Below are 13,230 nucleotides of genomic sequence, written 5' to 3'. Positions count from 1 at the left end.
CTGAAAAGCGCCCGCCCCAGTGAGCCTGGGGTCGGCTCTTTTTTGTGGAATTTACCGCGACGTCTGATCGGGTGTCTGGGGGCCGTCTTCGTCCATGGCTCCGTCTGGCATGGCTCCGTCTGGCATGGCTCCGGGAGAGTCCGGGGAATCGGAAACGGGGCGATCCGTCGACTCTGCGGTGGATGATGCTTCAAACGTCAGCGGAGATGGATCAGTGGTTGTGGCTCCGTCTCCGAGGTCTGTCCCGAGCCCCTCGAGGCTGCTCAGTAACTCGTTGAACTGTTTATCCGTGGCAACGAACGCTTGAGGGTCATCTAAGTCAGCGCTGGTGGGAAGTAGGTCAGGATCCGACCACAGTGTGTCGCGGCCATCGATGCCCCTGGATTCACCGAGGCTGCGCCACAGCTGCGCAGCAGCCCGCAGACGCCGAGGACGCAACTCCATCCCAATCAGGCTGGCAAAGGTTTGCTCGGCCGGTCCACCTGTGGCCCGGCGACGGCGAAGCGTTTCGCTCAGCGCCGATGCGGTAGGAAGGCGGTCTCCTACCGCATCACTCACAACGGTGTCGACCCAACCCTCGACCAGCGCCAGCATCGTCTCTAATTTGCCCAACACCCATTCTTGTTCCGGGGTACTGACCGCCGAGAACATTCCCTGGTTCAGGGACTGCTCGATAGCGGCCATGTCTGCTGGGTTGAAGTTTGCGGCAAGTCCTTCAGCGGCAGAAAAGTCGACCGTGATGGTTGCGGCGTATTGAGCGATGGTGGCAATTACAGCTTTTCGCAGCCAGGGAACGCTCGCATAGAGACGCTGATGGGCAGCTTCCCGAGCAGCCATGAATAGCCGGGCTTGATCAGAGTCGATTCCAAGACTGGTGCCGAACTCGGCGAGCGCACGGGGAAGCAGCACGGCAGTGCCGGCCGGGCCCATCGGTAGTCCGATATCGGTGGAGGTCAGCACCTCGCTGGCGAGCTGGGCGAGCGCTTGGCCAAGGTGTGAGCCAAAGGCCATTCCGCCAACAGACCCCAGCATCGCCATCATCGGGCCCGCTTGTGCCTTCGCTTCCTCGGGGAGGCCCTCCAACATGGCCCCGCCCATCCGGTCGGCAATGGGGGAGCATAATTCTTGCCAGACCGGCATGGTTGCTTCTACCCACTCCTTGGGGGTCCACGCCGTCACCTTGTGCGCGCCAGCTGGAAAGCTGGTGGCCCCATCGAGCCACACTTCGGCCAGCGCAACCGCATCACGCACGGCAGCGAGATCCACCGATGAAACCGGATGGTTGTTGGGGAGTGCCTGCATTGCCATCTGCTTGGCCAGGTCGTAGTTGACCGGGCCGGCCGAAGGTGTCGCCGACGACATCATCGCGCCAAGCTGCGACAGCATCGCTCCGAGTTGGGTCATGTCGAAGCCGCTTGCTGCGGGATCCGGTTGACCTTCACGATTGTTGTTGTCGTTACCGGAATCATCAGCTGGCAACCCGAAACCGAAGGGGAAGTTCGTCATGGGTTCAAAGGTACTCACTGTTACCCAAGAAATGTTGTGGGACTACTCGAGTGCGCCGGCATCACTCGCCCTCCCGGGTGCTGTGGATACAAAACTCATCTGAGCCGCCTAGGGTTGGTTTCCATGTCCTGGTTTAAGTCGCTGAGTGTTCGCGGCCGCACGTTAAGCATTGGTCTCGTCCTCACGGGGGTGCTAGTCGTAGCGGGTTCCACGGTCAGCATTCCGTACGTTGCGCTGGGGCCGGGCGTCACCATCAACACTTTGGGAACCTACGACGGCGCTCCGATCTACACGTTCGCGGGCGAGGACATTCCGCCAGCAGTGAACGAAAACTTCGGTGACGGAAGCCATCTCAATATGACGACGGTGTCGGTAACTGACGGCATGACGCTTTTCGGCGCTCTTGGGTTGTGGGCCAGCGGCAATTCCGCGTTGGTGCCGCGCGAGGAGGTTTACCCTCCAGGTCAGACCACTGAGCAGGTGAAGGAAGAGAATGCGAAGAGCTTCAAGGAGTCGCAAAATAGTTCAGAAATTGCTGCCCTGACCTACCTGAAATACCCGCAGGTTATCTACGTCGGTACCATCGCCGACAATTCGCCGAGCTACGACGTGTTGGACCCGCAGGATCAGGTGGTGGCTGTCGATGGCGTTCAGGTGGCGGACAGCGCGGCGCTCCAAGCGGCCTTAGCCAACACGACCCCGGGCCAGGTGGTGACGGTGACTGTACTGCGGGCCGCTCCTGGGGGTTCAGCAGCACAGAAAGATCTGAAAGTGACGTTGGGGAAAAACCCAGATCCAGCCGCCGAGTCAGGACGGGGTTTCCTCGGGATTGTCCCGCAAATGCGGCCGGTGGCCCCTTTTACCATCAGCAACTCCCTCGCCAAGTCCGATATTGGAGGTCCCTCGGCTGGTCTGATGTTCACGCTCGGCATCATCGATCGCCTCACCAGCGGTGACCTCACTTCTGGCCATTACATCGCTGGCACTGGAACCATCGATACCAGCGGGGTTGTCGGTCCTATTGGCGGCATTTTGATGAAGATGATTGCGGCCAAAGATGTCGGCGCGACGATATTTCTCGTCCCAGCCGATAATTGCACCGAGGCATTGACCCGCGTCCCCAGCGGGTTGCAGTTGGTCAAGGTGGCGAAGCTGACCGATGCGACCACAGCTCTAGACCTCATCAGCAAGGGCGAAACCCCGCCCGGGTGCTGATGTTGCGGCGTTAGTCCTCGAAGGTCAGGCTCAGCGCCTCGACCAGGTTGGGGGCTAAATCGGCGCCACGCAGGGGAGTTTCTTCGTGCTCGCCTCGCAGACGCATCAGGCAGGCAGCACCCCCCGAACGCAAAACACCCACCGCAAGCCTGGCTTCAGTGCGTTCAGGGTGCGCGGCAGCCTGTTCGGCCGCTTCCGTCGCGTCCTGGGAGAGCTCTCCTTCGGCGGAGGGCGGGAGCACGACGATCTCCTGCACCACAATGCAACCCACCACCGCAGCAGGCCAGGCGATATTCGCCAGCGCTTCGCTGAGTTCGCCTTCAGGCAGCTCTTCCTGCGCGATCGGGGTGTAGTGGGATGTCGCGTCCAAGTGTCCCGCCATGTCCGGCTGGTCGGCCAACAACTCGGCGGTGGCCACCAGGGCGAAGAGTTGCGCCGGTCGGTCCCAGCCCGCGCCGGCGGCGAACTGCTCTGCCTCGGTCACCGCTGTGGCCAGCAATGGGTCTTCCAGGAAGGCGGGGACAGGGGGGTGTTCGCCGGATTCGGTCATGATCAGATCGTGCCACGGGCGGCGCCGACGACACGACTAGGTGACCCACCACTCATTGCTGGAGGGGGAAGGTAACGCTTTGGCCTCAGGTGGTGCGGAAAGCTCCTGCAGTGGAACCTTGGTCGATCTTCTACAGTTAGCTGGAGAGGTCCGGTGTGGCGATTTTGCTTTTCACCGGAAAAAGCCGCGCTGGTGAACGTTCGCCAGACGCGAGAGCGAAAAACAACGTCTGGAGTTCTCTGTGCAGCGCCCCCCGATAAACATGCCGGTCATGTCCAAACGATCCAAGCGCACCATCATCGCGCTGGGATCGCTGGCCGTCTTGGTAGTGATCTGGTTCAACTTCGTTGGCGTTTACGTCGATTATCTGTGGTTCAAGGAGGTCGGTTTCACCCAGGTGTTCACCACACAGGTGGTCAGCCGGGTGGCGCTCTTCCTGATCGCAGGCATCGTGGCAGGAGCCGCTGTCTTCGGCTCACTATTCATCGCCTATAAGTCTCGGCCAGTTTTCGTGCCGACGGACGAGGCAGATCCGCTCGGCCCCTATCGGACGATCATCTCGACGCGACCGAAGCTCATCACCATCGGAGTTTCCGTTCTCGTAGGCTTCATTTGCGGAATCTCAGCTCAAGCCCAGTGGACGGTCGTTCAGCTCTGGCTGAACAGCCAGCCGTTCGGCCAGGTCGACGCTGAGTTCGGCAACGATGTGGGCTTCTATATTTTCACGCTGCCAATGATCGAGACCGTTCTTGGCTGGTTGTTCGTGCTTGTTGCGATGTCCTTTATCGCTGTCTTGGCCGTCCAGTACCTGTACGGCGGTGTCCGGACTGCCGGACCTGGGCGCAAAATCACCGCGTCTGCGAGCATGCAATTGTCGCTGCTCGTCGGAGCTTTCGTTCTCATCAAGGCTGTTCAGTACTGGTATGACCGTTACAGTCTGCTATTCAGCAACCGCAGCGACGTGTTCACCGGCGCCTCTTACACCGACGTGAACGCGGTGCTACCGGCCAAGCTGATCCTGCTGATTATTGCCGCGATCTGCGCTGTCGGCTTCTTTGTGGGGGCCTTTCTGCGCTCCGTCAAATTGCCAGCCATCGCGCTATCCCTGTTGATCTTGTCCGGCGTCCTCATAGGAGGCGCATGGCCGCTGATCCTGCAGAGCGTCCGTGTGAACCCGAACGCCATCACGCTGGAATCCCAATTCATCTCGCGCAACATCGATGCCACCCGCAGTGCCTACGGGATTGGCGACGACAAAGTCGAGTATGTCCCCTACGAAACCAGCGTCGTGGCAAACCCGGCTGTTCTCACCAACAAAGCGGCGGACCTGCCGAATGCGAGGTTGCTGGATCCGAACGTGCTGTCTCCGACCTTTGTGCAGCTGCAGCAGCTCCGTAACTTCTACAACTTCTCGAAGCTGCTCTCCGTCGACCGATACACGGTTGACGGCAAGTCGCAGGATTACGTTGTGGCGGTGCGGGAGCTCGACGTCAGCCGGCTCGATGAGGGCCAGAGCAACTGGATTAATGAGCACCTCGTCTACACCCACGGCAACGGCTTCGTGGCCGCGCCAGCGAGCGACGTTGAGGCTGTCTCCGCGAAGGGCAACGGCTACCCCAAGTTCCAAGTTTCGGATGTCGAGAACCAAGGCGCCATCAAGGTGGATCAGCCGCGGGTCTACTACGGGCAACTGGGCGCCGACTATGCCATTGTCGGAGCTTCGGCTCCCAGCGCGGATACCCCAGTCCGTGGCCGCGAATACGACACTCAGACCGACACGTACACCTACACCGGTTCTGGCGGTGTGGGATTAGGTAGCCTTTTCCAGCGACTGGTGTTCGCTACCCAGTACCGCGATACCAATTTCCTGTTGTCTTCGGAAATTAACGACAACTCAAAGATCCTCTATCAACGAGATCCGGTAGCCCGCGTCAAGGAAGCGGCACCATTTTTGACAACGGATACCAAGCCCTACCCGGCCGTCATTGATGGCCGGATCAAGTGGATTGTCGACGGCTACACCACAGCCGCAAACTTCCCATACGCGCAGAACATCACACTGTCCGATGCAACCCAGAACTCGCAGCAAGCACGTGGCGCTCTCGGTCAAACTGACCAGCAGGTCTCCTACATGCGTAACTCGGTGAAGGCAACGGTCGACGCTTACGACGGCACGGTGACGTTGTACGGTGTAGACGACACTGACCCGATTTTGAAGGCATGGGAGGGTGTATTCCCGGGACTTATCACGCCCTCTAGCGCGATCAGCGACGACCTGCGGGCACACTTTCGTTACCCACAGGATCTGTTCGAGGTTCAGCGCTCACTGATCGCCAAGTATCAGGTGACCAACCCGACAGACTTCTACCAGACGTCAAACTTCTGGCAGGTTCCCAACGACCCGACGGCGGACACGGGCGTGGTGTCACCGCAGCCTCCGTACTACCTCCAAGTCAAGCTTCCCGGTACGGATCGGGAGCAATTCGAATTGACCAGTGCTCTGACCGGATTTAAGCGAGACTTCATGGGCGCCTACATTTCGGCATCCTCGGACCCGGCGACGTATGGAAAAATCACCGTCCTGAAATTCCCGACAACGATTCAGACGCCGGGGCCAGCGCAGGTGCAGCAAGCCTTCCGAAACACCGACGAGATCACGAGAACCATTTCCCAGCTGGCTCTCTCCAGTGACGTTGTCTACGGGAACCTGTTGACGCTACCTACAGAGCAGGGCCTGTTGTATGTGGAGCCGATCTATGTGAAAGGCACCAATAGTGAGCGGGCTTTCCCCCAGTTGAACATGGTGCTGGTCTGGTTCGGCAGCAGAGTTGGCTACGGCGCCACGCTGAAGGCTGCTCTGGAAAAGGCTGCCTCAAGCGCGCCTGTTGCCGTGCCCGACACTGTGGATCCAGGGACCCCCGGCACCATTGACCCCAACGCCACTGGCAGCGCCGGCGCTGGGATGGGTACATCAACGAGCACTGCGGTGCCCACCCCGACACAGCCGCTCTCTGCTGACGCGGCGCAGGCTCTAGTTCAGGTGGACGGCGCTCTGAAGGCTCTGGAGTCGGCGAAAACCACGGGCAGTTTTGCCGAAATTGGGGCGGCGCAGGACAGGCTGAATGATGCGGTTCAAAACTACCTCGAGGTAGCGGGGCCATCGGTGGGCAGCGCGCCGAACTCGGCCCCGGCTACTTCCAGCGGCGGGTAGTCGATTTGAGTTTCACCCCGTTCTGCGGCTACTGTGAAGCTACACCGCAGCGCGGGGTGGAGCAGCTCGGTAGCTCGCTGGGCTCATAACCCAGAGGTCGCAGGTTCAAATCCTGTCCCCGCTACGATTGTGATGTCTCGGGACATCGGAAACTCCTGAACCTACGTTTTGTAGGTTCAGGAGTTTTTTGTTTGGCGGGTGGGTTGGTAGTCGCGGGTGGGGTCCAGTTTCAGTTCTCGGATGATGTGCCCGGTGGTGGTTTCGGCGATGGTGATGTCCCGGTCTTGGATGAGCACTGTGACGTAGGTTCCGGCGTAGGTTCGGCCGACTCCGATGTGGTGCAGCTTCCCGTTGTGGCGCAGGGTGATGGTGCCTGATTTGTTGACCCGGTCCTCACGGACCCGGTCGTGGGTGTCACCTGTGCGGTCGATGGTCGGGGTGGCTTTGGGTCGCAACGTGTATGCCGCTGCGGGGGTGGCGTGGTGCGGCAGCGATCGGTGCGGGCGGCGGTGGTTGTAATCGTCAACGAACGCATTGAATCACCCCGGGTTTGGTGGAGGGTGATTTACCCGACGAGCTGGTGCTCGGCGGGAGTGTTGTGCTGACTGTAATACTCGACTTCTGCTTCGGCGGGTGTTTGATAGCCCAACGCTGAGTGGATGCGGGTGTTGTTGAACCAGGCGACCCACCCCACGGTTGCCAGTTCCAGCTCGCAGGCGTTGCGCCATGGGCCTTCCCTGTACACCACCTCAGCTTTGTAAAGGCCGTTCACCGTCTCAGCCATGGCGTTGTCGTAACTGTCGCCGACGGTCCCGATAGAAGCGTTCATGCCGGCCTCGACGAGCCGGTCGGTGTAGCGAACAGATGTGTATTGGGCGGATTCAAGTGGTCGTCGCAACACCCTGACAGTGGAGGTGTGGGATGGGTCGACCTGCTGGTTGGGTCACGGCAAAAACGGGGCGGGCTGCGATGCGCTCACCGGGGCGACCACCGATAAGGCGCGATCTGGAGCGGTCGTTCTGGCTGCTCGTTGCGGATGGGTTGACCAGCGAGGATGCCGCAATTGCCTGCGGCGTGTCGGGTCCGGTCGGATCGCGTTGGTTCCGCGACAGTGGTGGCATGCCACTAATTGAGCTGGAGCCGGGTTCGGGTAGGTATCTGTCGTTCGCTGAACGGGAAGAGATCGCTCTTCTCAGAGCTGTGGGCAGTGGGATTCGGGAGATTGCCCGCGGGGTCGGGCGATCGCCGTTGACGATTTCCCGGGAGCTGCGTCGCAATGCGGCTACCCGCAGAGGCCGGCTGGAATACCGGGCCTCGATTGCACAGTGGAAGGCCGAGCGCGTTGCGCGTCGCCCGAAAGAAGCCAGATTGGTAGTTAACGAACGACTGCGCAGTTATGTGCAGGACCGTCTGTCTGGTGCCGTCCGCGCCGATAGCGGCGACGTGGTGTTGGGCCCTACGGTTCCAGAGTGGAAGGGACGCAACAAACCTCACCGGCAGGATCGTCCGTGGTTCACGTCGTGGAGCCCGGAGCAAATCGCTCATCGACTTCCCATCGACTTTCCGGATGACCCTTCCATGCGGATCTCGCATGAGGCGATCTATCAAGCTCTTTACGTGGAAACCCGCGGAGCTTTGAGTCGTCATTTGGTGCAGTGTCTGCGCACCGGACGTTCTCTCAGGGTTCCCCGAAGCCGAGCCAGACGGCGCACTGCCGGCCATGTGACCCCGGAGACTTTGATCAGCAACCGGCCGGCAGAGGTAGCCGGGCGCAAGGTCGCCGGCCATTGGGAAGGTGACCTGATCATCGGCACCGAAAGGTCTGCGATTGCAACGATTGTCGAACGCAGCACCCGGTTCACCATGCTGGTTCATCTACCTCGAATGGTCGGGCACGGCATCATCGCGCCGACCAAGAACGGACCCGCCCTATCGGGCTACGGCGCCGAAGCGACCAAGGACGCAATCGCGGCCAGAATGCTCGCTGTGCCACAGGATCTGCGTCGCTCGCTGACCTGGGACCGCGGCAAAGAATTGGCACAACATGCCGCGCTCAAGGCCCAGACTGGCATGGCAATCTTCTTCGCCGACCCACACAGCCCTGGCAGCGCGCGACCAACGAGAACACCAACGGCCTACTTCGTCAGTACTTCCCCAAAGGAACTGACCTGGCCCGCTGGAGTGCCACGGAAATCGATTCGGTAGCAATGGCTTTGAACCACCGCCCACGCAGATGCCTTGGCTGGAGGACACCTGCTGAGGCTATGCACGATCAGTTAAAATCATCAGATCAACATGGTGTTGCTTCCACCGGTTGAGTCCGCCTTGAGCCCCGGCGTCGCTGTGAAGTATCAGTCCAGACACCCTATGGCCCAACCGTTCTCGGTTCCACAACGCCATCTCAAGCGCATCCAATGGTAGATCCGTTTTCATTGACGTCGACGATTGCCACCCGACGATCATCGGTGAAGAAAACATCAATCGCGAACGCCACGTACACCCAACCAGCGATGGTGCTCACATAGGTGAAATCGACTACCCATAGCTGGTTCGGGGCGGTCGCTGTGAACTTGCGTTTCACCAGATCCGGTGCCCTATCAGCGGTGACATCCGGGATGGTGGTGCGGACCCGGCGGCTGCGGTGAACACCCTTCAACCCGTGCAGACGCATCAGCCGTTCCGCGGTGCACCTAGCCACCGGCGTGCCCTGGACCAGCACGTTCTCCCGGTGGAGTTGGTGATAGACCTTCAACACCCCGTACAAGCCGCCGCGGGACCCCTCGTGCACCCTGCGGATCTGGGCAAGCACCTCAACGTCGCGGATAGCTCTGGCGCACGGCGCCCGTTTCACCGCCGCGTAGAACGTACTTCGGCCTGGGGACGTCCTTGAAGGACGACCGCGGTGATGATCAAACGCGCTTTCGACATAGGCGAATCTGACCAGGACGGGAGTTTCCGATGTCCTGAGAGATCAGTTTCCTATGTCTTGAGACATGCGTTTCCTATGTCCTGAACCAGGACACTGTCCCCGCTACGAAAGTTACAGAGAAAAGGTCCCAGTCGATTTGGCTGGGGCTTTTTCTTTGTCGCAGCGTCGGTTGTTTTGGATGATAACCGTTGGTGGCGTGCGCCTTTCGCCAGCCGGTTTTTGTTTTGAGTTTCTACCAGTTACAGTAGGAATACATCGCAGCGCGGGGTGGAGCAGCTCGGTAGCTCGCTGGGCTCATAACCCAGAGGTCGCAGGTTCAAATCCTGTCCCCGCTACGAAGGCAGTAAAAAAAACCACCGTTCTCATCGAGGACGGTGGTTCTTTCATTCTCGCCTCACCGGACCACACCCGCACGTCGTCGGTCCGAGTCGGGCCGACAGTGCTGGGTTGGCGGGTGGGGAGAGTTAGTTGCTACTTTCCGAATTCCGACGCCACCGAATGCCGGCTTCTACGAATCCATCGATGTCACCATCGAATACCGCGGAGGGGTTGCCCACCTCGAAGTTGGTGCGGAGGTCCTTAACCATTTGGTACGGGTGCAGGACATAGGAGCGCATCTGGTTACCCCAAGAGTTGCCACCATCCTTCAGAGCATCCATGGTGGCCTTCTCCTCCTGGCGGCGACGTTCCAGCAACTTTGCCGACAGGACCGTCATCGCGGAGGCGCGGTTCTGAATCTGCGAACGCTCGTTTTGGCACGAAACAACGATGCCAGTGGGAAGGTGGGTGATGCGGACTGCAGAGTCAGTGGTGTTGACGCCTTGACCACCGGGCCCGGAGGAACGATAGACATCCACCCGAAGCTCCTTCTCGTCAATGTCGACAGCGTCGGTGGAAGCAACCACTGGGAGGACCTCGACGCCGGCGAAGGAGGTCTGGCGGCGGCCCTGGTTGTCGAAGGGGGAAATCCGCACGAGACGATGCGTGCCTTGCTCGACGGAAAGCGTGCCGTAGGCGTAGGGCGCTTTGACCTGGAAAGTAGTCGACTTAATGCCAGCCTCTTCGGCGTAGGAGGTTTCGTAGACTTCGGTGGCGTAGTGGTGTCGCTCCGCCCAGCGCAGGTACATCCGCATCAGCATTTCGGCGAAGTCAGCGGCGTCAACGCCTCCAGCTTCGGAACGAATGGTGACAAGTGCGTCGCGGACGTCATATTCGCCGGACAACAACGTGCGTACTTCCATCGCCTCGACGTCGGCCCGCAACTTGGTGACCTCGCCGCGCGCCTCCTGGAGGGTGTCTTCGTCATCGTCGCCCAATTCGAAGAGCACATCCAAATCGTCGAGCCGCTGTCGTAGATCTGAGATTCGTTTTAATTCCGCCTGCGCGTGGGACAGGGCAGAGGTCACCTTTTGGGCATTTTCTGGGTCGTTCCACAGGTCGGGCACGCTCGCTGCCTCTGAAAGGGCAGCAATATTTGTGTGGATCGAATCCACGTCGAGCGCGTTTTCAATACTGGTCAGCGTGGTTTCAAGGGCCTTTACATCGGCCGTATCGTCGGGATGCACAACTGTGGAGCTTACGCGGTGGGGCTCAGAGGCCCCACCCGCGTTGTTGCCCGCATTAAATCCCGGGGGAGTCGCCCCGTTCGAGGTAGGTCCGAGTACAGCTCGATATCGATATGCCCGCCGAACGCTGAGTCTTGGGGTGTGTAGTCGGCACCGCGATACCAGTGGCCTTGAGGCAGTGGGGGTGGACTTCCGCATGGGTTTCAGGCACGGCAGGTGCAGCAGCGGTGGCAGCGCAAGGAGGCAAAGCCATTGGCATCGGAAAGCTCAGCTTCAAGCTGAGAGTGGCATGTCTTGAATGGCGGACCATCAGAGAGCTAAAGCCGCTGGTGCGCGCGGTTTCAGGGACTCGGCTGGCCGCTCAAGTCGGCGACACCATCGTGTGGCTCCAGGCTAGTGGCGGGGCTGTTATTACACAGAGTCATCCACATTTCGTAAAATCGTCCTTTACTTACCTCTTTAGGGGTGTCATATTGGCAGTGTGTCGTGAGGGTGACACAGCAGTATCGGCGGGGGGGGCAGGAATGGGGGCGTTTATAGGTCTGGTGGCGGGGGTCGGGCTGCTGCTCATCTGGCACGGGCTTAGCAACCGGCCACGTCGCCACCGCGTTCATCGTCGCGCTGACCGGCTGCGGGAGTCTTTGCAGCAAGCAGGTTTGCCACGGATGCAACCGATCCACTTGCACCTAGCTCAACTTGGAAGCGGAATCCTGGGCTTTGCGGTGGTGGTGGTCGCGACAAGTTCGCTTTCGGTGTCAGCCATTTTCAGTCTCTTTGCTGCGGTGCTTCCTCGGATGTGGGTCGTGCGCCTACGTAATCGACGCCAGTCCGATCTACGCGAGGTGTGGCCGGAGGTCGTTGACAATTTGACATCTGGTGTGCGCGCTGGTCTTTCGCTGCCCGAAGCGCTGGCTGCCGTTGGTTCGCGCGGTCCCGAGTCGATTCGCGAACCATTTAGGCGCTTTGGCAGTGACTACCGAGCATCGGGAAGGTTCAACGATTCGTTGGACCGGCTCAAAGCCTCCTTGGCGGACCCCATCGGGGACAGAGTCTGCGAGTCGCTTCGAGTAGCGCGAGAGGTGGGCGGCACGGACCTGGGCCGGTTGCTCAGCACGCTGAGCGGGTTCCTGCGCGAAGACGCGCGGACTCGCTCCGAGCTGACCGCGCGGCAGTCATGGTCGGTAAACGCGGCTCGGATGGCAGTCTGCGCGCCTTGGCTTGTCTTGCTACTGCTGGCGACGCAACGGGAGACGTTGGAAGCCTACGACCGACCAACTGGGACGCTGATTCTGGCTTTTGGCGCGGTCGTCTCGGTGTCGGCCTACCGACTGATGGTAAGAATCGGTCGCCTGCCGGTAGAGAAACGGGTCCTGCGATGACGGGCACCTGGGTGGGGATGCTGTTAGGGGGAGCGGTAGGCGTCGGTGTACTTCTCCTGATTTTCTTCGCGCCACCCATGCGAAAAATGAGTTTGGGCGACAGGATCGCGCCCTATCTTGCGGATGCACCCGTACCGTCCAAGCTGCTGAGCGCAACGACATCGGGCAGCAGCTTGAGTCAGCTGAGCGCACCTTTAGTTAAAAAATTTGTCGGCCGATTAGATACCTTGCTCGGTGGCCGGAAGTCCGTGGAGAACCGCCTGCAGGCCACCGGTTCGCCCATGACAATCGAACAATTCAGGGCCGATCAAGTGTTGTGGGGGGCATTAGGGTTTTTAGCGGGCATAGCAGCGGGGCTCCTGGCGGTGTTCATTGCTGCAGCTAACCCCTTGGCCGTGATGCTGCTAGCAGTGGGGTTCGGTGCTACCGGCGTCTTGATGCGCGACTATTGGTTGACTCGGGAAGTGCAGCAAATTGACGCTGAAATCCTCGCAGAATTTCCGGTAATTGCCGAAATGTTGGCTCTGGCAGTGACAGCGGGTGAAGGCCCTGCTGGAGCAATCGAGCGAATCACCAAACTGGCGCGTGGAGCCCTAGTAAGTCAGCTCGCCGCGATTCTGGCCGACACTCGCTCAGGTACTCCACTGCTGGAGGCACTCACCTCAGCGCGCGATAGGGCTCGACTCGAACCGTTCTCCCGGTTTCTGGACGGAATGGCTGTGGCGATAGAGCGTGGCACGCCGCTGGCAGACGTGCTCCGGGCGCAAGCCGCAGACGTTCGTGCGCTTGGCAAGCGAGAACTTATGGAAGCCGGGGGCCGCAAGGAAATCGCCATGATGGTCCCAGCTGTCAACTACCCGTAGTTTCTCTCGGTA

The 13,230-nt window shown here is 60.1% G+C and carries 8 protein-coding genes, 2 tRNA genes and 3 pseudogenes; 7 read left to right on the top strand and 6 right to left on the bottom strand.

Annotation, left to right across the window (positions count from 1 at the left end; genetic code table 11):
- Nucleotides 1-51 precede the first annotated feature (51 nt).
- Complete coding sequence (locus EH165_RS09865; protein WP_124799307.1) at nt 52-1,506, bottom strand: zinc-dependent metalloprotease; 1,455 nt, start codon at nt 1,504-1,506, stop codon at nt 52-54.
- Between the two features lie 141 nt (nt 1,507-1,647).
- Between EH165_RS09865 and EH165_RS09860 the strand changes: the two genes are divergently transcribed.
- Nucleotides 1,648-2,721 (top strand): YlbL family protein, encoded by a 1,074-nt coding sequence (locus EH165_RS09860; RefSeq protein ID WP_422392150.1) that lies wholly within the window; start codon nt 1,648-1,650, stop codon nt 2,719-2,721.
- Nucleotides 2,722-2,731: 10 nt separating this feature from the next.
- On the opposite strand, the gene EH165_RS09855 is transcribed toward EH165_RS09860, so the two are convergent.
- Nucleotides 2,732-3,271 (bottom strand): PPA1309 family protein, encoded by a 540-nt coding sequence (locus tag EH165_RS09855; RefSeq protein ID WP_206425895.1) that lies wholly within the window; start codon nt 3,269-3,271, stop codon nt 2,732-2,734.
- A 241-nt stretch (nt 3,272-3,512) separates the two neighbouring features.
- Between EH165_RS09855 and EH165_RS09850 the strand changes: the two genes are divergently transcribed.
- Both EH165_RS09850 and EH165_RS09845 read left to right on the top strand, forming a co-directional pair.
- Nucleotides 3,513-6,482 (top strand): UPF0182 family membrane protein, encoded by a 2,970-nt coding sequence (locus EH165_RS09850; RefSeq protein ID WP_277870492.1) that lies wholly within the window; start codon nt 3,513-3,515, stop codon nt 6,480-6,482.
- A 50-nt stretch (nt 6,483-6,532) separates the two neighbouring features.
- A tRNA-Met gene (locus EH165_RS09845) sits at nt 6,533-6,606 on the top strand.
- Between the two features lie 52 nt (nt 6,607-6,658).
- On the opposite strand, the pseudogene EH165_RS09840 reads toward EH165_RS09845, so the two are convergent.
- A pseudogene (locus EH165_RS09840) lies at nt 6,659-7,015 on the bottom strand (IS481 family transposase); the annotation flags it as partial.
- A gap of 32 nt (nt 7,016-7,047) precedes the next feature.
- Nucleotides 7,048-7,356 (bottom strand): annotated as a pseudogene (locus EH165_RS09835) (integrase core domain-containing protein); the annotation flags it as partial.
- Between the two features lie 47 nt (nt 7,357-7,403).
- Between EH165_RS09835 and EH165_RS09830 the strand changes: the two are divergent.
- Nucleotides 7,404-8,800, top strand: a pseudogene (locus EH165_RS09830) (IS30 family transposase).
- Between the two features lie 83 nt (nt 8,801-8,883).
- Here the strand turns inward: EH165_RS09830 and EH165_RS09825 are convergent.
- Entirely contained in the window at nt 8,884-9,333 is a 450-nt protein-coding gene (locus EH165_RS09825; protein ID WP_124799303.1) for an IS3 family transposase, read from the bottom strand.
- Between the two features lie 339 nt (nt 9,334-9,672).
- Between EH165_RS09825 and EH165_RS09820 the strand changes: the two genes are divergently transcribed.
- Nucleotides 9,673-9,746, top strand: a tRNA-Met gene (locus EH165_RS09820).
- A 129-nt stretch (nt 9,747-9,875) separates the two neighbouring features.
- Here the strand turns inward: EH165_RS09820 and prfB are convergent.
- The gene (gene prfB / locus EH165_RS09815) at nt 9,876-10,976 is read right to left on the bottom strand and encodes a peptide chain release factor 2 (protein ID WP_124799302.1); all 1,101 of its coding nucleotides are present in this window, start codon (nt 10,974-10,976) and stop codon (nt 9,876-9,878) included.
- 524 nt (nt 10,977-11,500) lie between these two features.
- Between prfB and EH165_RS09810 the strand changes: the two genes are divergently transcribed.
- Together EH165_RS09810 and EH165_RS09805 are read left to right on the top strand one after the other, a co-directional pair.
- Nucleotides 11,501-12,355 carry a type II secretion system F family protein gene (locus EH165_RS09810; RefSeq protein ID WP_124799301.1) on the top strand — a complete coding sequence of 285 codons (855 nt, stop codon included), beginning with the start codon at nt 11,501-11,503 and terminating at the stop codon, nt 12,353-12,355.
- Complete coding sequence (locus EH165_RS09805; protein ID WP_124799300.1) at nt 12,352-13,218, top strand: type II secretion system F family protein; 867 nt, start codon at nt 12,352-12,354, stop codon at nt 13,216-13,218. Before EH165_RS09810 ends, EH165_RS09805 begins: the two co-directional genes overlap by 4 nt.
- Nucleotides 13,219-13,230: the final 12 nt, after the last annotated feature.

Origin of the sequence: Nakamurella antarctica (genome assembly GCF_003860405.1) — a bacterium.
GTDB classification, from domain to species: domain Bacteria; phylum Actinomycetota; class Actinomycetes; order Mycobacteriales; family Nakamurellaceae; genus Nakamurella; species Nakamurella antarctica.
This window is presented reverse-complemented; position numbering and strand designations above follow the sequence as displayed.